Origin of the sequence: Enterobacter nematophilus, from assembly GCF_026344075.1 — a bacterium.
Taxonomy (GTDB): Bacteria; Pseudomonadota; Gammaproteobacteria; order Enterobacterales; family Enterobacteriaceae; genus Enterobacter; species Enterobacter nematophilus.
In genome coordinates this window covers 172745-194301 of record NZ_JAPKNE010000003.1, presented here as the reverse complement: position 1 = coordinate 194301, position 21557 = coordinate 172745, and the positions used below count along the sequence as shown (strand labels likewise).

The 21557-nt window shown below is 59.1% G+C and carries 18 protein-coding genes; 7 read left to right on the top strand and 11 right to left on the bottom strand.

The genetic code is table 11. From position 1 onward, the window contains the following. Window positions 1–449 precede the first annotated feature (449 nt). Entirely contained in the window at window positions 450–1133 is a 684-nt protein-coding gene (locus OSH03_RS10640; RefSeq protein ID WP_266179004.1) for an outer membrane protein, read from the bottom strand. Between the two features lie 365 nt (window positions 1134–1498). On the opposite strand from OSH03_RS10640, the gene OSH03_RS10635 reads away from it, so the two are divergent. Beyond that, the gene (locus tag OSH03_RS10635) at window positions 1499–2668 is read left to right on the top strand and encodes a coiled-coil domain-containing protein (protein ID WP_061097015.1); all 1170 of its coding nucleotides are present in this window, start codon (window positions 1499–1501) and stop codon (window positions 2666–2668) included. Here OSH03_RS10635 and OSH03_RS10630 read toward each other — a convergent pair whose 3' ends face one another. After that, window positions 2669–3433: a siderophore-interacting protein gene (locus OSH03_RS10630; protein WP_266179003.1), complete on the bottom strand. Its 765-nt coding sequence runs from the start codon at window positions 3431–3433 to the stop codon at window positions 2669–2671. It abuts the gene before it with no gap. Between the two features lie 147 nt (window positions 3434–3580). Here OSH03_RS10630 and OSH03_RS10625 point away from each other — a divergent pair, with 147 nt between their 5' ends. Continuing rightward, window positions 3581–4075: a PadR family transcriptional regulator gene (locus OSH03_RS10625; RefSeq protein ID WP_266179002.1), complete on the top strand. Its 495-nt coding sequence runs from the start codon at window positions 3581–3583 to the stop codon at window positions 4073–4075. On the opposite strand, the gene OSH03_RS10620 is transcribed toward OSH03_RS10625, so the two are convergent. Next, entirely contained in the window at window positions 4072–5631 is a 1560-nt protein-coding gene (locus OSH03_RS10620) for a methyl-accepting chemotaxis protein (protein WP_266179001.1), read from the bottom strand. The genes OSH03_RS10625 and OSH03_RS10620 overlap by 4 nt on opposite strands. 337 nt (window positions 5632–5968) lie before the next feature. Beyond that, window positions 5969–7489 carry a methyl-accepting chemotaxis protein gene (locus OSH03_RS10615; RefSeq protein WP_266179000.1) on the bottom strand — a complete coding sequence of 507 codons (1521 nt, stop codon included), beginning with the start codon at window positions 7487–7489 and terminating at the stop codon, window positions 5969–5971. Between the two features lie 435 nt (window positions 7490–7924). Between OSH03_RS10615 and ygjG the strand changes: the two genes are divergently transcribed. After that, window positions 7925–9304 carry a putrescine aminotransferase gene (gene ygjG, locus OSH03_RS10610; RefSeq protein WP_266178999.1) on the top strand — a complete coding sequence of 460 codons (1380 nt, stop codon included), beginning with the start codon at window positions 7925–7927 and terminating at the stop codon, window positions 9302–9304. Window positions 9305–9343: 39 nt separating this feature from the next. On the opposite strand, the gene OSH03_RS10605 is transcribed toward ygjG, so the two are convergent. Continuing rightward, window positions 9344–9946, bottom strand: coding sequence for a helix-turn-helix domain-containing protein (locus tag OSH03_RS10605; protein ID WP_266178998.1), 603 nt, complete (start codon window positions 9944–9946; stop codon window positions 9344–9346). Window positions 9947–9988: 42 nt separating this feature from the next. Between OSH03_RS10605 and OSH03_RS10600 the strand changes: the two genes are divergently transcribed. Next, complete coding sequence (locus OSH03_RS10600) at window positions 9989–10678, top strand: B3/B4 domain-containing protein (RefSeq protein ID WP_266178997.1); 690 nt, start codon at window positions 9989–9991, stop codon at window positions 10676–10678. 39 nt (window positions 10679–10717) lie between these two features. Here OSH03_RS10600 and lsrG read toward each other — a convergent pair whose 3' ends face one another. Genes lsrG through lsrA form a run of 6 tightly spaced genes read right to left on the bottom strand, consistent with a single transcriptional unit; the run spans window position 10718 to window position 16403 of the window. Further along, window positions 10718–11011, bottom strand: coding sequence for a (4S)-4-hydroxy-5-phosphonooxypentane-2,3-dione isomerase (gene lsrG / locus OSH03_RS10595; protein WP_028014490.1), 294 nt, complete (start codon window positions 11009–11011; stop codon window positions 10718–10720). Next, window positions 11008–11895 (bottom strand): 3-hydroxy-5-phosphonooxypentane-2,4-dione thiolase, encoded by an 888-nt coding sequence (gene lsrF / locus OSH03_RS10590; protein WP_266178996.1) that lies wholly within the window; start codon window positions 11893–11895, stop codon window positions 11008–11010. Before lsrF ends, lsrG begins: the two co-directional genes overlap by 4 nt. 11 nt (window positions 11896–11906) lie before the next feature. Further along, the gene (gene lsrB / locus OSH03_RS10585; protein WP_266178995.1) at window positions 11907–12908 is read right to left on the bottom strand and encodes an autoinducer 2 ABC transporter substrate-binding protein LsrB; all 1002 of its coding nucleotides are present in this window, start codon (window positions 12906–12908) and stop codon (window positions 11907–11909) included. 1 nt (window position 12909) lies between these two features. Further along, complete coding sequence (gene lsrD, locus OSH03_RS10580) at window positions 12910–13887, bottom strand: autoinducer 2 ABC transporter permease LsrD (RefSeq protein ID WP_266178994.1); 978 nt, start codon at window positions 13885–13887, stop codon at window positions 12910–12912. Beyond that, complete coding sequence (lsrC, locus tag OSH03_RS10575) at window positions 13888–14919, bottom strand: autoinducer 2 ABC transporter permease LsrC (protein ID WP_266178993.1); 1032 nt, start codon at window positions 14917–14919, stop codon at window positions 13888–13890. Next, window positions 14916–16403, bottom strand: coding sequence for an autoinducer 2 ABC transporter ATP-binding protein LsrA (gene lsrA, locus OSH03_RS10570; protein WP_266179209.1), 1488 nt, complete (start codon window positions 16401–16403; stop codon window positions 14916–14918). Before lsrA ends, lsrC begins: the two co-directional genes overlap by 4 nt. Before the next feature lie 215 nt (window positions 16404–16618). Between lsrA and lsrR the strand changes: the two genes are divergently transcribed. The 3 genes from lsrR to OSH03_RS10555 all read left to right on the top strand — a co-directional run bounded on the left by lsrR (window position 16619) and on the right by OSH03_RS10555 (window position 21418). Then, window positions 16619–17590, top strand: a complete 972-nt coding sequence (lsrR, locus tag OSH03_RS10565) for a transcriptional regulator LsrR (RefSeq protein ID WP_045260116.1) — start codon at window positions 16619–16621, stop codon at window positions 17588–17590. A 32-nt stretch (window positions 17591–17622) separates the two neighbouring features. Beyond that, entirely contained in the window at window positions 17623–19218 is a 1596-nt protein-coding gene (lsrK, locus tag OSH03_RS10560) for an autoinducer-2 kinase (RefSeq protein ID WP_266178992.1), read from the top strand. A 178-nt stretch (window positions 19219–19396) separates the two neighbouring features. Further along, window positions 19397–21418 carry an NADPH-dependent 2,4-dienoyl-CoA reductase gene (locus OSH03_RS10555; protein WP_266178991.1) on the top strand — a complete coding sequence of 674 codons (2022 nt, stop codon included), beginning with the start codon at window positions 19397–19399 and terminating at the stop codon, window positions 21416–21418. Window positions 21419–21557: the final 139 nt, after the last annotated feature.

Sequence of the window (21557 nt, the reverse complement as noted above, 5' to 3'; positions counted from 1 at the left end):
CCGCAACGCTTTGAAATTAGAGTAACTTATTGTTTTTAAAGCTTTAAGATTGGGACTCATAATCGCTTGGTCGCTGGTTCAAGTCCAGCAGGGGCCACCAAACACCGCAAGGGCTGACGAGAAATCGTCGGCCCTTTCCTTTTTCTGGGGATACATTCAAACGGTAACCATAGTGATTTATGGTTAATTTATGACCACTCATCTGCGCCATGTTATTTGTGACAAAGACATTCCAGATGGTATGACGGTTTATATACTGAAAAAAATGTTAAAAATAATTCCGCTAAATCACCTACGGCTTGAATGGGTGCTTCAACTTTTCTGTACTTACTTCGCCGGGTTAAGATTTCTATTCCCGCAAAAGCCGAGCTGTAAAAACCCACAAAAAAGCCAACCCCGCACTACCGCGGCGTTGGCCCTGTTTTTAAAGCAGTGAAACTTACAACAGGTTAAAAGACATAACGCATGCCAAGGGTAAATTCATTAGAGACGATGTGTGCCTTCATCTGTTCATCTTTTAAGCCACGCGCGTTAGTGAAGTTGTTATATCCACTTTCGATCTTGCCCATATCGATATAGCGGTAGCCCAGGTCAACGTACAGGCGTTCAACCGGCGTATAGCTCACGCCAGCCCCTAAAGCGTAGGTCAGGTTACTTTGCGTGGTAGAAGCATATTCGCGGCCCGCGTTACCCTGCCAGCCGTTGGCTTTAATCTTGCTCACGCCAAGACCTGCCGTACCGTACAGGGAAACGCCATAACCCAGCTCATAGTCGCGATAAACGTTAACCATCAGCCGCTCGGTTTCAGTTTTCAGGTGGTTATAGCTGTTGGCAAAGGTACTGGAGCCGCTGGTATATTCGCCCTTCTGCTTAAAGGTATATTCACCCTCTGTACGCCAGCCGTTACCAAACTGATAGCCCGCAGCAATCGCCGCGCCGCCGAAGTGCTCTTTCTCTTTACCGCCCACAAACTGCCCTACCCCAGGACGTGCGCTGGTATCCATCTCCTTTGCACGCTGTTCAACCTGAAGATATTTTGCGGAACCGTAATACCCTTCCTCAGTATTTGCTGCCAGAACAGTGACCGGAATCACCGCGATCGGCAGGGCGGCTAAAATAGCTTTCATATTCATCTCTACTCCGTTGAAAAAATATTCCGCACGTCGAACAGTCGTCCGCCGATGTCAGGAAAACAGTCAGTGAGAGGGATAATAAACAGCCCGGCCCAGGCAAACTATTCGGGCGATTACGGGTTTCACCAGGTAATTTTACGTAGGGATTGGTCTTGTTTTAATAATAATTGATCGTTATTTCAATAGACTAAAACGAGCGCTTTCAGCGAGCCTCGCGAAGACCATCACCACCCGCACGTCTTCACAAACTGCAAATCTAAAGAAATCCCCCATCGCGCCGATCATCATCCGTGTGTATTATTTCCTGTAGCTTTTACAACAACTACCCTTAACTCAAATACTTAAGCGCCAAAGCGAAAGGCATCATGAGCACACCGATCAAACGGCTAGAAATCATTAAAAATGCCATTGAACTGGAAGATGACGACATCATCCAGAGCCAGCTGACACGCCTGAAAAATGAAGCGTTTGACGATGAGCTACAGGCAATCGTCGTGGCGCTTGAGGAAAAGAACTACACCGCGGCCATGGCGGCCATAACCGCCTGGCTGCAGGGCCAGCGCGCCGTGACCCAGTGGCGCGATCCGCAGGTAGCCGCCAGCAAGCTGGAGCTGAAGGCGCTGGAAGAGCGTCTGCGCGATCTGATTGACCGCCGCAACGCGCGCGTGCAGCAGCTTGATGAGTTCAACGATCTCTATTTCTCCCGCCTCGGGCCGCTGATGCAGCAGATCCTCGCCCTGCGTAAAACGCTGGCGGAGCTGAACCTGCGTCGTCAGCAGGCGGAAGCGCGTCGTCGGGAAGAAGATTACCGCCGCTGCCAGCGCTATATGGCGCAGGCGGTGGAGGTGCTGGCAACGCTCACCCAGCGCTGGCGCGATCTCCCGGCCGACTCCGTGCAGGCCGCTGAGGCGCGCAAGCATCTGGAGCAGCAAAGCAATCTGATTGCCAACCTGCTGGCCGAGGCGCTCGAACTGGAAAGCGGCTTAACCCGCGAAGAAGAGCCCGCGCGTCAGGCGCGCGACGAGGCCAACGAAGAGTACGAGAAGTATCGCGAGCAGCATCACGATGCCGAAGCGCGGCTGCGCAAGGGTAAGCAGCTCTCGGAAGAAGATCGGAACGAACTCAAGCGGCTCTGGCGGCAGGCGAGCAAGCTCTGCCATCCGGATTTAGTCGCAGACGACCTGAAAGAGGAAGCCAACGCGATGATGGTGCAGCTCAACCAGGCCAAACAGCGCGGCGACGTCAAGACCATTCGCTCGCTGGTGGCCCGTCTGCAGCAGGGGTTCGAGCCATTGATGGCGAGCGACAGGCTGAACGATCTGGAGCGTATCCGCAAAAAAATGGCGCAGGTCCGCGAGCAAATCGACACCTTAGTGAACGAGCTGGCGGAGCTGGAAAAAGAGGAGTCCTGGCTACTGGTGTCGTCGCTGAGCAATATGGAAGCGTACTTTGCCCAGCAGGAGAAAGCGCTGCACGAGGTCCGCGCCTCGCTCGAACATCAGGTGAACGAAGCGCAGATGGATTCAGCAGCCTGATTATTTAGCGTGCCAGTATGCGCTGGCACGCACCAGCTGCTGGTCAATCGCGTCGGTTTCAAACTGGCGGCTCAGGCTTTTTACCACCTTCCCTTCTCCGGTCAGCCAGATAAAGTAATCCTCCGCCGGCACGGCCAGCGCCGCAAGACGGTCAGCCACCGCCTGCTCGCTGTGGCCCACCACCCAGGTGATGTTGAATTTACTCAGGTGCGCCAGATAGTCCTTATAAGATTCGTCACCTACGGTCACTACCGCGTGAATTTCCGGACAAACCGGCAGTTTAGCAATGCCCTCTAAACGTCGACGCAGCGCGGGCATGCCGGACTCGTCGCACACGTACAGCTGCCAGGCGTAATCCTCCGGCACCACCAGCGAACCGCGCGGTCCGCCGATGGTCAGCCTGTCGCCCCCCTTCGCCCCGACAGCCCAACTGCTGGCAATGCCGCCGTCATGAATGAAGAAATCGAGCGCCAGCTCATGATTTGCCTCATCGTACAGCGGCGTATAGTCGCGCGCCTGCGGACGCACGCCGTCACCCCAGTCGATGCCGTCATCGGTAACCTTCGGCGGGACAAACGTGGTGCCAGGCGCCGGGAAAAAGACTTTGGTGTGGTCGTCGAAGCCGCGGGAGCTAAAGCCCTCCAGCGCCTCGCCGCCTAAAACAATGCGCTGAAAGCCTGCGCTAATGCGTTCAACGCGGCGCACCGTCAGCTCGCGAAAGCGCAGGTCATTACGCACGCGCTGTGGGTAACGGGTAGATGCCATTTTTAGCCTCTTCTCTGGTGAATACGATATATCGAAATTGATTTTTAAATGATAATGATTACTAGTCAGTAAAAATGCAAGTTCTTTTAGATTGCATCTGAATATATCTTAGATATAGTTTAGATATATCAAATTGAGAGACATAACATGCGACACGAACACGACGGCGGCGGACGCCGACCGCGCTTTTTCGGCCACGGCGACCTGCGGCTGGTGATTCTGGATATTCTGACCCGCAGCGCGAGCCACGGCTATGAGCTGATCAAAGAGATCGAGAACCTGACCCAGGGGAACTATACCCCGAGCCCCGGCGTGATCTACCCGACGCTGGATTATCTGCAGGATCAGACGTTTATCACCATTACGGAAGAAGAGAGCGGTCGTAAGAAGATTGCGATTACCGCTGAAGGACAACGCTGGCTGGACGAAAACCGGGAACAGCTGGAACAGATCCAGAGGCGTATTAAGGCGCGCAGCGTCGGGTTTCAGCTGCGCAAAAACCCGCAGATGAAGCGGGCGCTGGATAACTTTAAAGCGGTGTTGGACCTGAAGGTGAATCAGGGAGAGCTCAGCGACGCGCAGCTCAGGCAGATTATCGGCGTAATCGACCGCGCGGCGCTGGAGATCTCCCAGCTGGATTAAGCCGGCGCGCGCTCGCTCACGCGGAAGACGCGTACCAGCTCTTTCAGGTGCATCGCCTGTTCGTTAAGGGATGCCGCCGCCGCGACGGACTCCTCCACCAGCGCAGAGTTCTGCTGGGTGGTGGCATCAATCAGGCCAATCGCGCTGTTGATCTGCGAGATCCCCTCCGTCTGCTCGTGGCTGGCCTGGCGGATCTCGCGCAGGATCGCGTCCATCTCCTCCACGTTGCCGACCATGCCGTTGATCAACGCGCTCGCTTTTTCCACCAGATTCATCCCGTCCTGGGTCTGGCTGGTGGAGCTCTCGATCAGTTCGCGGATTTCACTGGCAGACGACGCGCTCTTCTGGGCTAGCTGGCGCACCTCGCCGGCCACCACCGCGAAGCCGCGACCGTGCTCACCGGCACGGGCCGCTTCCACCGCCGCGTTGAGCGCCAGAATGTTGGTCTGGAACGCAATGGCGTCGATCAGGTCGATAATGTCGGACATCCGGTTCGACGTCTCGTTAATCAGGCGCATTTTACTGGTCACCTGCTTCATCATCTCCCCGTTGTTTTTGACCACCGTAGCGGCATCTGCCGAGAGGTTGGTCGCTTCCCCGGTGTGCGAGGCGGTGTTTTTCACCGTCGCGGTGATCTGCTCCATCGAGGCGGCGGTCTGTTCAACGGAACTTGCCTGCTCCTCGGTGCGCGCGGCAAGATCCTGGTTACCGGCGACAATCTGCGCGGCTGCGCTGGAGATGTTCTCCGAGCCGGTTTGCACCTGCTGCACAATGTCCAGCAGGCGGTTTTTCATCTCCATCAGCGCGTGCAGCAGCAGGCCCGTTTCGTCTTTGCCGTGCGGCGTGATGCTGCCCGTCAGGTCGCCCTCCGAAATGGCATTGGCAAAATTCACCGCCTCGCCGAGCGGACGGGTGATAGCGCGCACGATAAACCAGCCAATCAGGCTGCCAGCCGCGACGCTAAAGAGGGTGATCAGGATTAGCAGCAGTCGGCTAGACCTGAAGTCGCCTTCCACCAGCGCCCCGGCGTTCTGCATCTCCTGGTTCTGAATCGCAATCAGCTCCTGCACTTTGGCTTTATAGGCCTGCTGCACGGTGAGGGTATGGGTCATCATCTCCTGGATAGCACCCGCACGGTCGTTATTCTGCACCGCCTGCAAAATGCGATAGCGCGAGTCCAGATACTGCTGACGAACGTCGCGGATCTCGGCAAGAACCTGCTGCGATTTCGGGTCCTGCAACACCGTATTCAGTTCGCCCAAAATCACCGTAATATGCTCGCTGATCGCTTTAAGATGCTGCTGCGACTGTGCCGTGTACGTTCCCTGTTCATCCAGCAGCATGAGCTGCTGAGTGCTAATAAATTCCTGGAAGTTGTCGATTAACTGGTTCGCTTTTACCGTGGTGGGATAATCATGGGTAATGATGGATTGCATCCCGTTGTTAGCCCGGTTCAGGCTCAGTAAGGACATACTGGCGCTGACCACCATCAGGACAATAAAGAATCCAAACGCCAGAAATAATTTCGTGCCGATCTTTACGTCATGTAAGAACATATTTTCTCCATCGATGTGATTATTTCTCAGACGATCGCTGTTATCGGTAACGAATCCGCTAACTTTATGACTTTGATCGTTTTTTTATTTCATAACCATCACAATGGATAGGTAGAGGCTATTAATTACGCCCCATCGATCGTTACCAGACCACCAGAACAGGGTTTTGCAAAATAGCATCGCGGAAAACTGACTTAGGCAGGGATAAATAACTGAGGCACTTTCTTTAGTTATTTAATATCTCATTAACAATAAAAGCCATTAATAGTCACAGCCAGAAATAAAAAAAGCCGTTTATTCCTTACGGTATAAACGACTTTTCCGGAACATTACTGGCTCAATGGAGCACCGTCACCGCATCCTTAAGACGCCCGGCACGGTGTTTCACCATGGCAGAGATGTGCGCGCTCTCCTCGACCAGGTCAGCATTTTTTTGCGTGATGCCGTCCAGCTGCGCCACCGCGCGGGTTAACTCTGACAGTCCGGTGGCCTGTTCGGACGTCGAGTGGCTGATCTGCGCGATAAGCTGCGTCACGTTTTTCACCTGCTCGACAATATCATCCATCGTGCGGCCTGCGGCGTGCACCTGCTCGGAGCCGGACTGCACCCTGCTGGCGCTGGCATCAATCAGCTTACGGATATCGTTCGCCGCATTCGCGCTGCGGCTGGCAAGGTGGCGAACTTCCCCCGCGACCACGGCAAAGCCTTTCCCCTGCTCGCCGGCCCTTGCCGCTTCAACGGCCGCATTCAGCGCCAGAATATTGGTCTGGAAAGCGATGTCGTTAATCAGGGAGGTAATCGAGCCAATTCGCTGCGTGCTGTCGGCAATGTCGTCCATGGTTTTGACGACGGTCTGCATCGCGTTGCCGCCTTTCGTCGCCGCGCTGCTCGCGGCTACGGAGAGTTTGTCCACTTCGGCGGCGGTTTCTGAGTTGCTCTGAACGGATGCGGCCATCTGGTTCATCGTTGCGACGGTCTGCTGCACGTTCGCCACGGTCTGACGCGTACGATCGTTCAGCGCTTCATTCCCCTGCGCCAGCCTGTCGCTGCCGTCGCGGACGCTCATCACCTGGCTTGAGACGTCATTGATTAGCCAGCGGCACATCAGCCCCAGCTGCCCTACCGCGCGCAGGGTCAGCCCCAGCTCGTCGCTGCGGTTCAGATGCTGCACGCTGTTGCGCTCGCCGGTCGCCACCTTTAGCGCCTGATGCGCGACGTTTTCGATCGGGCGGACAATCTGCTGCTCAAACAGCAGCGTTCCCAGCAGCATGACCACGGCGGCCGCTGCGAGCGGTGCCCAGCCTGCGGAGGTGGTCACCAGGGTAGCGGCAAGCGCGGCAAAGAGCACCGCCATCACGCTGCGCACGCGCCAGCGCAGCGGCATGGCAGGAAGTTTACCCAACCAGCCCTTACGCACCACCAGTCCTTTTTGAATGCGTTTTTTACAGCTTCCGTTATTCAGCGCCCGGTAGAGCGGCTCTACGGCGGCAATCTCCTCCTCCGTGGCTTTGGTGCGGATCGACATATAGCCCGTCACCTGCCCGTTTCGCACCATCGGCACCGCATTCGCGCGCACCCAGTAATGATCGCCATTTTTACGTCGGTTTTTGACAATCCCGCTCCAGGGCTCCCCCTGCTGCAGGGTGTACCACATATCGGCAAACGCCGCTTTTGGCATGTCGGGATGGCGCACCAGATTGTGCGGCTGGCCCATCAGCTCATCAAGCTGATAGCCGCTCACCTGCACAAAGGTGTCGTTTGCATGGGTCATATAGCTGTGGACGTCTGTGGTCGACATTAAGGTGGTGTCATCGTCCAGAGGATAGTTATTCTGGGTGACATAGGAAGGAGAAGACATGACGGGCATTCCTTGCAGGTTATTCGAATGTTAATTTTGTGGTTTATTGTTTTTTCGGCGGTAAACAATTTATCTTTAGTTGTTAAACATGATGGAGATCGCAGATTTCGCTTAAACCGCACTTTTTATGAGATTTTATAATTCATTGATTCCAAATACTTTCGTAAAGAAATTACCTATAAAGCACGACCTGTTAACGCCCACTTAAGCCGCAAGCCATGCACTCCTTTAGTGCAGTTGCCCTTATCCGCACCTGAGAATGCGGGTTGCCCTGTACCGCTAAATCCCGTTTCGGTATCTCCGGCATGATTAAATATTGCTCAACATAATGTTAACCTGGCGTTTATCCCGATTTTCGTTAAGTCATCTGAAGTGGCGTAATCCCTGCAATACTTAACTCAGTATCATGTGATACGCGATCCCCGGGAGCATATTTTGAACAGGTTACCTTCCAGCGCCTCGGCTCTTGCCTGTACCGCGCACGCACTGAATCTCATTGAGAAGCGAACGCTCGATCATGAGGAGATGAAACAACTTAACCGAGAGGTCATCGATTACTTTAAAGAGCATGTAAATCCTGGTTTTCTGGAGTATCGCAAATCTGTTACCGCCGGCGGGGATTACGGAGCCGTAGAGTGGCAAGCGGGAAGTCTGAACACGCTTGTCGACACCCAGGGACAGGAGTTTATAGATTGCCTGGGTGGTTTTGGTATCTTCAACGTGGGGCACCGTAATCCAGTAGTGGTTTCCGCCGTACAGAATCAACTTGCGAAACAACCTCTCCATAGCCAGGAACTGCTCGACCCGCTTCGCGCCATGCTCGCGAAAACGCTGGCGGCCTTAACCCCCGGCAAACTGAAATACAGCTTCTTCAGCAACAGCGGCACCGAGTCGGTCGAGGCGGCGATTAAGCTCGCCAAGGCGTACCAGTCGCCGCGCGGGAAATTCACCTTCGTTGCCACCAGCGGCGCGTTCCACGGTAAATCCCTGGGCGCACTGTCTGCTACCGCTAAATCCACCTTCCGCAAACCGTTTATGCCGCTGCTGCCGGGCTTCCGCCACGTGCCGTTTGGCGACATCAACGCCATGCGCACCGTGCTGAGCGAATGCCGTAAAACCGGCGATGACGTGGCGGCGGTGATCCTGGAGCCGATTCAGGGTGAAGGCGGCGTGATCCTGCCTCCACAGGGCTATCTGCCCGCCGTGCGTCAGCTGTGCGATGAGTTTGGCGCGCTGCTGATCCTCGACGAAGTGCAGACCGGGATGGGGCGAACCGGCAAGATGTTTGCCTGCGAGCACGAGAACGTTCAGCCGGACATTCTGTGTCTGGCGAAGGCGCTCGGCGGCGGCGTCATGCCGATTGGCGCGACGGTTGCCACCGAGGAGGTGTTCTCGGTGCTGTTCGACAATCCGTTCCTGCACACCACCACCTTTGGCGGCAACCCGCTGGCCTGTGCGGCGGCGCTGGCCACCATCAACGTGCTGCTGGAGCAAAACCTGCCTGCGCAGGCGGAGCAGAAAGGCGACATGCTGCTGGACGGCTTCCGCCAGCTGGGGCGTGAGTACCCGGATCTGGTGCAGGAGGCGCGCGGCAAAGGGATGCTGATGGCAATAGAGTTTGTCGACAACGAAATCGGCTACAGCTTCGCGAGCGAGATGTTCCGCCAGCGGGTGCTGGTGGCCGGCACGCTCAACAACTCGAAAACCATCCGCATTGAGCCACCGCTGACGCTGACCATTGAGCAGTGTGAGCAGGTGCTGAAGGCGGCGCGTAAAGCACTGGTGGCGCTGCGGGTAAGAGTGGAAGAGGTGTAAAAAATCACCGGGCCTACAGGTGGCTGTAGGCCCGGTTTTTTATTGGTGAAATTCCGCCACCGTCATGGTGAAGCGAAGCACGGTATCGCCTTCGTTCGCATAGCCGTGCGCCGCTTCGGTTTTCGCCACCGCCGATGCGCCAGCGTTAACATGGGTCACCGTCTCATCCACCGTCAGCGTTAAAACGCCCTCGTTTACATGCAGCAGCTCAAAGGTTCCCGCCGGATGCCCTGTCGAGGTGAAATACTCCCCAGGATGCATCACCCACTGCCACAACTCAATCATGTCCGGGCCCGCGGTGCCCGCCAGCAGCCTGGCGTAACCGCCCTGTGCGCCCTGCCACAGCACCGGAATCGCCGTTTCTTCGATAACATGCACCAGCGGCTCGCTGGAGACGTTGACGATATCCGCCACGGAGATGCCGAGCGCGGCGGCCAGCTTGCACAAAATGGCGATGCTGGGATTGGCTGCGCCCTTTTCGATCTCTACCAGCATCCCTTTGCTGACGCTTGCGCGGCGGGACAGTTCGTCCAGCGACAGCTTTTTCTCTTTACGCCAGTTGCGTATGCGGTTTGCCACGGCCAGGCTTACCTGGGCAACATCGGCACCCGAATCAGTCATTATATTGACTTTATCAGTCATTGGTCACTACCATGGTATAAAACAGTCAATACAGGATTATTTATGTCTCTCATAACGCCGTCAATAGATCCGCAACTTGCCGACATTGCGCCCGGCTTTCGGGCATTGAGCATTCTGGTTGAAGCCACGCCGATTAGCCACCCGGAGGTTGCGCCCGCCGCGCTGGCGCAGGCCTGTCAGCAGATGTTGAATGATGATGTGCCCTGGGCTAATGCGCACCTTTCAGACTGGGATGAGGTGTTTAAAGCCTTCGGCGCGAAACCGAAACGCACGCCCTGCTCGGCGGCTGCCCTGCGCAAGCGGGTATTGAAAGACGGTTCGCTGCCATCGCTGGATCCTGTCGTGGATATCTATAACGCGGTGAGTATTCGCTATGCCATTCCGGTGGGTGGGGAAAATCTCTCGGCGTACTCGGGTGCGCCCCGTCTGACCCTGGCCGACGGCAGCGAGCCGTTTGATACTTTCAAAGAGGGACAACCAGTGGTGGAACATCCGGAACCGGGCGAGGTTATCTGGCGCGACGACCTCGGCGTGACCTGCCGCCGCTGGAACTGGCGACAGGGGATACGGACTCGTCTGGACAGCCAGGCGCAATCCATGTGGTTTATTCTTGAAAGCCTGCCGTCTATGCCGCTTGCGGCACTGGAAGAGGCAGGGGAAGAACTGGTCTACAACCTGCAGCGGCTGATGCCGGGAGCCACTGCTCAGGTTCAACTGATGGAGCTGGCCTGAACAACGCCCGGTAAGCGTTAGCGCCACCGGGCAAGGCTGTTACTCCGGCAACAGCCCCACAAAACTGCGTTTCTTACGCGGCTCTGACATCAATTCCTCAAGCTTATCCACGCACGCCAGGTAGTGCGGGGTTTGCTTGTGCGCCAGCACCGCCGCTTCATCTTTGTAGGCCTCATAGATAAAGAACCGGGTTTTCACCCGCGGGTCCTGCAAGACGTCAAAGCGCAGGTTCCCCGGCTCCCTGATTGCCCCCTCGTGGTTGGCGCGAAACACCTCCAGAAACTCGTCCACCCGCTCGGGCTTGATGTTGATCTCCACTAACGTCACGTTCATTTCACTTCTCCCTGTTTCTCTTCCTGCCAGTACTGGAACGCATCGCGGGCGTTCCAGTTCTCATGAACCACTTTCTTCACCGCCTTCAGCATGGCGAGCGGCGCGCTGGACTGGAAGATATTGCGCCCCATGTCCACGCCGGACGCGCCCTGGTCGATCGCGCGCCAGCACATCTCCAGCGCCTCGTGCTCCGGCAGCTTTTTGCCCCCGGCGATCACAATCGGCACCGGGCAGCTGGCGGTCACTTTTTCAAAACCTTCGTCCACGTAGTAGGTTTTGACGAACTGCGCCCCCATTTCGGCGGCGATGCGGCTGGCGAGCGAGAAGTAGCGCGCGTCGCGCGCCATCTCCTTGCCGACGCCCGTCACCGCTAGCACGGGCATCCCGTAGCGTGTCCCCGCATCCACCAGCTTGATGATGTTGTTGATCGACTGATGCTCAAACTCGCTGCCTATGTACACCTGCGCCGCCACCGCGCAGACGTTCAGGCGCAGGGCGTCCTCCATCGCCACCGCCACGCACTCGTTCGACAGCTCACCCAGAATCGAGTTACCGCCGGAGGCGCGCAGCACCACCGGCTTGTTTGTCGCGGCGGGCACCTGGCTCCTGAGAATGCCGCGAGTACACATCAACACGTCGGTTTCGCCAAACAGCGGCGCGATGGAGAGGTCGATACGCTCAAGGCCGGTAGTCGGCCCCTGAAAGTAGCCGTGGTCAAAGGCCAGCATCACCGTGCGGTTGCTCTGCGGGTTGAAGATGCGCGCAAGCCGGGACTGCATGCCCCAGTCCAGCGAGCCGCAGCCCTTCAGGGTGTACGGCGCGTTAACCTGCGGCGTGCCGATGCCAAAATCCTTGCCGTCTTTGATGTCGTCTAAATCAGCCATTTGCTCCCCCGTCAGAAATCGTATTTATTGATGTTCTCTTTGGTGAACACCACGCGCTCCGGCAGCAGCACGATGCCGTTGCCCTTCGCCTCATACTGGTAGCCCTGAACGCTGTTCGGCTCGACCTTCAGCGCACCGATGTCTTTTACATCCACGCTGTCGCCAACGTTAAGATCGCCTTTTTTCAGCAGACGATCGGCGACATTGACCGCAATTTTGCCCTGTTGTACGACATCCCACAGGCCGAAGGCTTTTACCGTGCCGCGCTCAACGTACGGGCGCATGACGTTCGGCGTGCTGAACCCAACGATTGCCACCCCTTCGCGCTTCAGGTTTTCCGCCGCCTGCGCCGCGGCCGGCAAAGCGTTGGCGTCCGGCGCGATGATCGCATCCAGATCCGGATAGGCTTTTAAGATCCCCTCGGCGGTTTGCAGGGATTTGGTGGCGTCGTTATAGCCAAATTGGGTCGTCACGACCTGCCACTGGGGATGATCTTTCTCGATTTTGGCCTTCGCCTCTTTCACCCACTGGTTCTGGTCGGTGACGGTGGGGCTGGAGTAGAAGAACGCCACTTTCGCATTCGGTTTGGTGACCTGCTTGCCCGCCATCTCCACCAGCAGGCCACCGAGCTGCTCCGGCGTCCCCTGGTTGATGTAGATGCTGCGGCACTCCGGTTTGGTGTCGGAGTCCCAGGTCAGAACCTTGACGCCGCGCTGCATCGCGCGCTTGAGCGCCGGGCAGAGGCCGTCCGGCGACACGGCGGAGACGATGATGGCGTTATAGCCCTGGTTGACGAAGTTATTGATGAGCTGCACCTGGCCGGAGACGCTCGGCTCGGTCGGGCCGTCGTAGGTGACGTCCACGCCGAGCGCTTTCCCCGCCTCTTTCGCGCCGTTGCCGCCGCTGGTGAAGAAGCCCACGCCTACCAGCTTCGGGATAAAGGCAATGCGGTCAGCCGCCTGCGCCGAGGCGAAGCTGAGGGCCATTGCCAGGACGAGCAGTTTTGTTTTCATCTTACGCTCCGGATAGTTTTCTAAAGAGAGAACGCACCCATTCGCGGTGCAGACTCAGCGAACGTCCCATCACCACCACAACCAGCAGCGCACCTGAGAGCGCGCTTGATACCTGGTTGGGGATGCCGACCATCTGTAAACCCTGTTGCAGGTAGCCCACCAGCAGCGCCGCCAGCGCCGTACCGACAACCGAACCTGAACCGCCGTAGATATTGGCTCCGCCGAGCACGGCGGCGGTGAGCGCAGGCATGAGCAAATCGCGCCCCAGATCCGAACGCGCGGAGCCGAAATAGGAGACCATCACCAGCGCGGCAATCGCCGAGGCCACGCCCACCAGGCCGTACAGGGCGTAGGGCATGCCGTTCACCGACAGCGCCGCATAGCGCGCCGCGCGCGGGTTCTGGCCGATTAAAAACAGATGACGGCCAAAGCGCCCGCGGTGGGTAATCAGCCAGAAGAAGACGGTAATCACCGCGAACAAAACCAGCGGGATCGGCAGGCCCAGCACCGTGAGGTTAGCGAACGCCGTGAAGCTGTCCGGGAAGCCGCCGATGCCCTCATAGCCCGTCGCGCCCGCCATGCCGGAGAGCAGCAGCGCGCCGCCGCCGTAGAGGTAGAGCGTGCCGAGGGTGATCACCAGCGGGCTGATGCCGGTGTAGTGAATAAGCGCGGCATTAAATAATCCACACAGCAGGCCGAGCAGCAGCGTCAGTGGAATAGCCGCCGCCATCGGCCACCCCGCCTGCATCATCACCCCCAGCGCGATGGCGCAGAGGCCGATGGTCGAACCGAGGGAGATGTCGATCCCGCCGCTGATGATGACCAGCGTGAGCGGCAGCGCCACGATGCCGATGCAGATGAAGTCGCTGGTGCTGAACAGCAGCATGTTGATGTCGAGCATGCGCGGGTTGATGGCGCCAAAGAGCAGGATCTCCAGCACCAGTAAAATGAGCAGCGCGCTTTCCCAGTTAAGCCTCATTTACGCCACCTCTTTTTTGCGTTCTGGAAACGGGGTAACGTGCTTTCCCCCTCTGTTACCCGGCTGGAAGCGGCCGTACTTCAGCGCCCGCTGATGGCGCGCCAGCGCCTGACGCAGGCGCCCGTCGAGCACCAGCACGCCCAGCAGCACCAGCCCGGCGATAAAGTCGTTCCACCACGCCGGGAGCCTGAACAGCACCAGCACGGTGTCGATTTGGGTCAGGAAGAAGGCGCCGAGCAGCGCGCCAATCAGCGTGCCCGTGCCGCCCAGCAGCGAAATCCCCCCGAGCACGCAGGCGGCGATGGCCTTCATCTCCAGCCCGCTGCCGGTCTGATTGGGCACAAAGCCAATCTGCGCGGCAAAGACGATCCCGGCGCAGGCCGCCAGCATGCCGTTCAGGGTAAAGGCAATCATGCGGGTGCGGTTGACCGCCACGCCCAGCTGGCGCGCGGCAGCGAGATTATCCCCCACCGCGTAGAAATCACGCCCAAACGCGGTGCGCGACAGCGCCCAGGCGCCTGTGGCCGCGATAATCAACACCAGCATGCCGAGCGGCGAAATGCCGACGGCGGCAGGCTCAGAGAGGGATTTCAGCCCCGGCGGCAGCCCCTCAATCCACTTCCCGCCGGTCCAGAGCAGCATCGCCCCGCGGTACAGCCCCAGCGTCCCGAGGGTGGCGACAATCGCCGGAATGCGCAGCCCCACCACCAGAAAACCGTTGAACGCCCCGGCCAGCGCGCCAATCGACAGCGCGAAGAGAATGGAAACCGGCAGGCTGTAGCCGCTATTCAGCGCCACGCCCACGGCAATGGCGGACAGCCCGACGGTGGAACCCACGGACACGTCGATATTGCGGGTCAGCATCACCAGCGCAGCGCCGATGGCCAGCAGGATCAGGATCTGCGAGCTGGCGAAGATCATCCCCAGCGTCTGTAAACTCAGGTAGGACGGATTCAGCGCCACCAGCACGGCGAACAGCGCCAGAATGGCGAGAAACGCGCTCAGCTCGCGGTTTTTGAGTAAGGTCTTCATGATTGCCCTCCAAACGCCAGCGCCATCATCTTGTCGAGGCTGACCGCGTGGCGCGGCAGCTCGCCGCTGAGTACGCCCTGATGCATCACCAGCACGCGATCCGCGAGGCCGGGAAATTCATCAAGATCGCTTGAGATCATCAGCACCGCCACGTTCTGCGCCGCCACGCTTTTAATGAGCTGATAGATGTCGGCGCGCGCCGAGACGTCCACCCCGCGCGTCGGTTCATCGACGATCAGCAATAGCGGGTTGGCCTCCAGGCAGCGCGCCAGCAGCACCTTCTGCTGGTTGCCGCCGGAGAGCGTGCGCACGGTTTGATCCGCGTGGTTGAGCTTGATCCCGAGCGCCCTATGATAGCGCTCCACTAACGCAGACTCCCGCCCGCGCTGCTGCCAGATAGACGGTTCGTTCAGCGCCACGGTGTTCCAGCGGACAGGCGCGTCGAGGAACAGGCCGGACACCTGCCTGTCTTCCGGCAGGTAGACCAGCCCTTTCTCCAGACGGGAACTGGCCGGCTCGTTGGCGATCTCCTGATTCTCCAGCCAGATCCGCCCACCGCGCACCGGACGCAGGCCGTAGAGCGTTTCCGCAAATTCAGTGCGCCCGGATCCCACCAGCCCGGCCAGGCCGACGATCTCTCCGGCGTAGATCTCAAGGCTGAGATCGATAAACCCCTCCCCGGTAAGATCCTCCACCCGCAGCACCGGAAAATCCTGCGCCTGGGTGCGGCGGTTGCCCGGCAGCGCCAGCCACAGCTTTTGCGTATCGCTCAGGGACTTCTCCCGGCTCACCGGCGTCATGGCGGCGATCAGGGCGCTGTCGTCAAACTGTGCGGTTTCGCCGCTCAACACTACCGCGCCGTCGCGCATGACCGAGACGTGGCTGGAAAGCATTCGGATTTCAGGGAGCTTGTGCGAGATAAAAACAATTCCGACGCCAAGATCCTGCAGGGCGCGGATCTGGCGAAACAGCCGCTCGGTTTCGCCGGGCGTGAGGGAGGCCGTGGGCTCGTCGAGGATCAGGATCCTGGCGTTGCGCATCAGCCCGCGGAGGATTTCCACCATCTGCTGATCCGCCACTTCCAGGGTGCTGGCGGTGGCGTCGAGGTTAAGCTGGCACTGGAGCTGCTGGAGTTTCTCCGCCAGCCGCGTTTCCAGATCGCGCTCGCGCGGCAGGCGGAATAGGATGTTTTCCCGCACCGTCAGGTTGGGGAACAGCAGCGGCTCCTGCGGCACCAGGTAAATGCCGAGCTTATGCGCCTGCGCGGGCGTGAGCCGCGCAAAAGACTCCCCCGCAACCGAAAGTTCACCGCCATCCGGCGTCTCCACCCCGGCGATGATCTTCATCAGCGTCGATTTCCCCGCGCCGTTCCCGCCCATCAGGGCGTGCACCTGGCCCGCAAGCAGCGTGAAATCAATGCCTTTCAGAACCGGCACGCCCGAGAACTGCTTGCTGATATTCCGCGCGTCGAGAAGTGGTGTCATCATCGCTCCGCTATTGAACAAATGATTTTTAGATTTAATAATGTTCAAAAGCGTAGACGGTGAACTATATTTACAACCGTGCAGGGATCACAGTTTTACCGATTGAGATTCAGATAAACCAGAAACGATCTAAAAGATCCGTTTTGTCGCGTGGCTCACATTTTCCCTCCGCGCCATCACGAACATATGATCTAAATTTTTATAAGAGTTCAACTATGAGCGATAAACGCACTGCGGAAGAAGGACGATTTGCCGGGCTGGCGCTGGCGGAAGAGGAGCTGGTAGCGCGCGTGGCCTGGTGCTACTACCACGACGGGCTGACCCAGAACGACATCGGCGAGCGACTCGGGCTGCCGCGCCTGAAGATCTCCCGCCTGCTGGAGAAGGGCCGTCAGTCCGGGGTGATCCGCGTGCAGATCAACTCCCGCTACGAGGGCTGCCTGTCGCTGGAAACCGAGCTACAGCAGCGCTTTGGGCTGAAGCTGGTGCGCGTGATGCCCGCCCTCAATACGCCGCCGATGAACGTGCGGCTTGGCATTGGTGCGGCGCAGTCGCTGATGGGCGTGCTGGAGCCCGGCCAGCTGTTAGCGGTGGGCTTCGGTGAAACCACCATGAGCAGCCTGCAGCACCTGAGCGGCTTTATCAGCTCGCAGCAGATCCGCCTGGTGACGCTCTCCGGCGGCGTCGGGCCGTATATGACCGGCATCGGCCAGCTCGACGCGGCCTGCAGCGTCAGCATGATCCCCGCCCCGCTTCGCGTCTCATCCGCCGAGGTGGCCGGGATCTTAAAACGCGAGACCAGCGTGCGGGATGTGATCCTCGCCGCGACTGCCGCCGACGTGGCGGTGGTCGGCATTGGTTCGGTGAACCAGCGCCGTGACGCCACGATACTGCGCTCCGGCTATATCAGCGAAGGTGAACAGCTGATGTACGCCCGCAAAGGGGCGGTCGGCGACATTCTCGGCTATTTCCTCAATGCGGAGGGCGAGTGCGTTGAGGAGCTGGAGATCCATAAAGAATTGCTGGGCGTCACGCTCGATGAACTGGCGCAGCTGCCCACCATCGTTGGCGTGGCCGGAGGGGAAGAGAAAGCCGATGCGATTTATGCCGCACTGAAGGGTCGCCGTATTAATGGCCTGGTGACGGAAGAGACGACAGCCCGCGCGGTGCTGGCTCTGGCCGAATAAGAGTCGCCCTGCGCTAACAACGAGGCAAGCTCATGAGTTACCTTTTAGCGTTAGATGCAGGGACAGGCAGCGTTCGCGCCGTGATTTTCGATTTACAGGGCAACCAGGTTGCCGTCGGCCAGGCCGAGTGGAAGCACCTGAGCGTGGAGAACGTGCCGGGGTCGATGGAGTTCGACCTCGACACCAACTGGCAGCTGGCCTGCCGGTGTATTCATCAGGCGCTGGAACGCGCGCGCCTGAGCGCGGCGGATATTCAGTCCGTTGCCTGCTGCTCGATGCGCGAAGGGATCGTGCTGTATGACCGCAACGGCGAGGCCATCTGGGCCTGCGCCAACGTCGATGCCCGCGCCAGCCGCGAGGTGGCCGAACTCAAAGAGATCCACGACTATCGTTTTGAATCCGAGGTGTATGACGTTTCCGGCCAGACGCTGGCGCTGAGCGCCATGCCGCGCCTGCTGTGGCTGGCGCACCACCGTCCGGACATCTACCGCAAGGCTGCGACCATCACCATGATCAGCGACTGGCTGGCGGCGAAGCTCTCCGGCGAGCTGGCGGTCGACCCGTCTAACGCGGGCACCACCGGCATGCTCGATCTCTTCTCCCGCGACTGGCGTCCGGCGCTGCTCGACATGGCCGGGCTGCGCGCCGATATCCTCTCCCCGGTGAAAGAGACCGGCACCGTGCTGGGGGCAATTACCAGAGAGGCCGCGCAGCAGAGCGGCCTGCGCGAAGGCACGCCGGTTGTGATGGGCGGCGGCGACGTGCAGCTGGGCTGTCTGGGGCTGGGGGTGGTCCGCGCCGGGCAAACGGCGGTGCTGGGCGGCACCTTCTGGCAGCAGGTGGTGAACCTGCCGCAGGTGCGCACCGACCCCGAGATGAACATCCGCGTGAACCCGCACGTCATTCCCGGCATGGCGCAGGCGGAGTCGATCAGCTTCTTTACCGGGCTGACCATGCGCTGGTTCCGCGATGCCTTCTGCGCGGAGGAGAAGCTGATTGCCGAGCGTATGGGGATGGACACCTACTCCCTGCTGGAAGAGATGGCGAGCCGCGTGCCGGCGGGCTCCCACGGGGTGATGCCGATATTCTCCGACGCGATGCATTTCAAGCAGTGGTACCACGCCGCGCCGTCGTTTATTAACCTCTCCATCGACCCGGAAAAGTGCAACAAAGCGACGCTGTTTCGCGCGCTGGAGGAGAACGCGGCGATTGTCTCGGCCTGCAACCTGGCGCAGATCTCGCGCTTCTCCGGCGTTAACTTCGAAAGCCTGGTGTTTGCCGGAGGCGGTTCGAAAGGGGCGCTGTGGAGCCAGATATTAAGCGACGTCACCGGGCTGCCGGTGCGCGTGCCGGAAGTGAAGGAGGCGACGGCGCTGGGGTGCGCCATTGCGGCAGGTGCTGGCGCGGGGCTGTTTGCGGATATGGCCTCGACGGGCGAGCGGCTGGTGAAGTGGAGCCATGAGTTCACGCCAAACCCGCAGCACCGCGAGCTGTACGACGGCATGATGCAGAAATGGCAGGCGGTGTACGCCGACCAGCTCGGGCTGGTGGACAGCGGGCTGACGACGTCGATGTGGCAGGCACCGGGGTTAGTGCGGGCATCCCCCTCACCCCGGCCCTCTCCCTAAGGGAGAGGGAGATTACGTCCCCTCTCCCTGTGGGAGAGGGTTAGGGTGAGGGCATCAGGCCGCACCAATATTTGAATCCCATCACAATCACCGCATTCCCCTTTTCCCTTTTACTCTCCGCTGGCTAAATTAGTAACTCATCCGACCACATAACAATAATTTTACACTGGAAGAGACTATGAGCCGCTACCCGTCGTTATTCGCCCCCCTCGATCTGGGGTTTACCACCCTTAAAAACCGCGTGCTGATGGGCTCGATGCACACCGGGCTGGAGGAACATCCGGATGGGGCCGAGCGTCTGGCGGCCTTCTACGCCGAGCGCGCCCGCCACGGGGTGGCGCTGATTGTCACCGGCGGCGTGGCCCCTGCGCCTTCCGGCGTGGGCATGGAGGGCGGCGCGGTGCTGAACGATGCCTCACAGCTGCCGCACCACCGCACTGTGACCGACGCGGTACACCGCGAGGGCGGCAAAATCGCCCTGCAAATCCTGCATACCGGACGCTACAGCTACCAGCCAAACCTGGTCGCACCGTCGGCCCTCCAGGCGCCGATTAACCGCTTCAAGCCCCATGCCCTCAGCCACGACGAGATCCTGACGCTGATAAACGATTTCGCCCGTTGTGCCGCGCTGGCGCGTGAGGCGGGCTACGACGGCGTCGAGGTGATGGGCTCCGAAGGCTATCTGATTAACGAATTCCTCGCCGCCCGCACCAACCAGCGCGACGACGAATGGGGAGGCGACTATGCCCGCCGGATGCGCTTTGCCGTGGAGGTGGTGCGCGCGGTGCGCGAACGTGCGGGCGCGGATTTTATTATCATCTTCCGCCTGTCGATGCTCGACCTGGTAGAGGGCGGCGGCACGTTCGACGAAACCGTGCAGCTGGCGCAGGCGATTGAAGCCGCAGGCGCCACGATTATCAACACCGGCATCGGCTGGCACGAGGCGCGCATTCCGACCATTGCCACGCCGGTGCCGCGCGCGGCGTTCAGCTGGGTGACGCGCAAGCTGAAGGGCAAAGTTTCCGTTCCGCTGGTCACCACTAACCGCATTAACGACCCGCAGGTGGCGGACGATGTGATCTCACGCGGCGATGCCGATATGGTGTCGATGGCGCGTCCGTTCCTCGCGGATGCGGAACTGCTCTCCAAAGCGCAAAGCGGCCGCGCGGATGAGATCAACACCTGCATCGGCTGTAACCAGGCCTGTCTGGATCGGATCTTCGTCGGGAAGGTCACCTCTTGCCTGGTTAACCCGCGCGCCTGCCATGAAACCAAAATGCCGGTGGTTCCGGCGGTCAATAAAAAACGCCTGGCCGTGGTGGGCGCTGGCCCCGCAGGGCTGGCGTTTGCGGTGAATGCCGCCTCGCGCGGGCACAGCGTGACGCTGTTTGATGCGCTGGCGGAGATTGGCGGGCAGTTTAATATCGCCAAACAGATCCCCGGCAAAGAGGAGTTTTATGAAACGCTGCGCTACTACCGCCGGATGATCGAGCTAACGGGCGTCGAGCTACGGCTTAACCAGCTTGTCAGCGCGGCGGATCTGATCGGTTTCGATGAGACGATCCTGGCGAGCGGGATCGTACCGCGCACGCCTGCGATCGAGGGCATCGATCATCCGAAAGTCTTGAGCTATCTCGACGTGCTGCGTGACAAAGCGCCCGTTGGCGAGAAGGTGGCGATTATCGGCTGCGGCGGGATCGGATTTGATACCGCGATGTACTTAAGCCAGCCGGGCGAAGCCACCAGCCAGAACATTGCCGAGTTCTGCGTAGAATGGGGCATTGATACCAGCCTGAGCCAGTCCGGCGGATTACGGCCGGAAGGGCCGCAGCTGCCGAAAAGCCCGCGCCAGATCGTGATGCTCCAGCGTAAGGCCAGCAAGCCGGGCGAAGGGCTGGGCAAAACCACGGGCTGGATCCACCGCGCCACCCTGCTCTCGCGCGGGGTGAAGATGATCCCGGCAGTGAGCTATCAGAAGATCGACGACGAGGGTCTGCACGTCACGATCGGCGGCGAGCCGCAGCTGCTGCGCGTGGATCATGTGATTCTATGTGCCGGACAGGAGCCAAAGCGGGATCTGGCCGATCCGCTGCGCGAGGCGGGTAAAACGGTGCATTTGATCGGCGGGTGTGACGTAGCGATGGAGCTGGATGCGCGGCGGGCAATTGCGCAGGGGACGACATTAGCTTTGAGTATTTAACGGCACTGCCCGGTAATGCTTAATTTATCGGGCAATTTAATTTTAAGTTGTATACCCCTTTCATTTAATATTAGGCCTTTATTATTTAAAATGATATTTAGATCTCATTTTTAAAATTTTCTGGATTTTAATAGCATAT

Coding starts and splice junctions, on each gene's coding strand:
- OSH03_RS10630 (WP_266179003.1), bottom strand. CDS start 3,433: ATGGCATCTACCCGTTACCCACAGCGCGTGCGTAATGACCTGCGCTTT.
- lsrC (WP_266178993.1), bottom strand. CDS start 14,919: ATGAAGACCTTACTCAAAAACCGCGAGCTGAGCGCGTTTCTCGCCATT.
- OSH03_RS10625 (WP_266179002.1), top strand. CDS start 3,581: ATGCGACACGAACACGACGGCGGCGGACGCCGACCGCGCTTTTTCGGC.
- lsrA (WP_266179209.1), bottom strand. CDS start 16,403: ATGACACCACTTCTCGACGCGCGGAATATCAGCAAGCAGTTCTCGGGC.
- OSH03_RS10635 (WP_061097015.1), top strand. CDS start 1,499: ATGAGCACACCGATCAAACGGCTAGAAATCATTAAAAATGCCATTGAA.
- OSH03_RS10555 (WP_266178991.1), top strand. CDS start 19,397: ATGAGCCGCTACCCGTCGTTATTCGCCCCCCTCGATCTGGGGTTTACC.
- lsrF (WP_266178996.1), bottom strand. CDS start 11,895: ATGGCTGATTTAGACGACATCAAAGACGGCAAGGATTTTGGCATCGGC.
- OSH03_RS10620 (WP_266179001.1), bottom strand. CDS start 5,631: ATGTTCTTACATGACGTAAAGATCGGCACGAAATTATTTCTGGCGTTT.
- lsrD (WP_266178994.1), bottom strand. CDS start 13,887: ATGAGGCTTAACTGGGAAAGCGCGCTGCTCATTTTACTGGTGCTGGAG.
- OSH03_RS10615 (WP_266179000.1), bottom strand. CDS start 7,489: ATGTCTTCTCCTTCCTATGTCACCCAGAATAACTATCCTCTGGACGAT.
- lsrB (WP_266178995.1), bottom strand. CDS start 12,908: ATGAAAACAAAACTGCTCGTCCTGGCAATGGCCCTCAGCTTCGCCTCG.
- lsrR (WP_045260116.1), top strand. CDS start 16,619: ATGAGCGATAAACGCACTGCGGAAGAAGGACGATTTGCCGGGCTGGCG.
- OSH03_RS10605 (WP_266178998.1), bottom strand. CDS start 9,946: ATGACTGATAAAGTCAATATAATGACTGATTCGGGTGCCGATGTTGCC.
- lsrK (WP_266178992.1), top strand. CDS start 17,623: ATGAGTTACCTTTTAGCGTTAGATGCAGGGACAGGCAGCGTTCGCGCC.
- OSH03_RS10600 (WP_266178997.1), top strand. CDS start 9,989: ATGTCTCTCATAACGCCGTCAATAGATCCGCAACTTGCCGACATTGCG.
- OSH03_RS10640 (WP_266179004.1), bottom strand. CDS start 1,133: ATGAATATGAAAGCTATTTTAGCCGCCCTGCCGATCGCGGTGATTCCG.
- lsrG (WP_028014490.1), bottom strand. CDS start 11,011: ATGAACGTGACGTTAGTGGAGATCAACATCAAGCCCGAGCGGGTGGAC.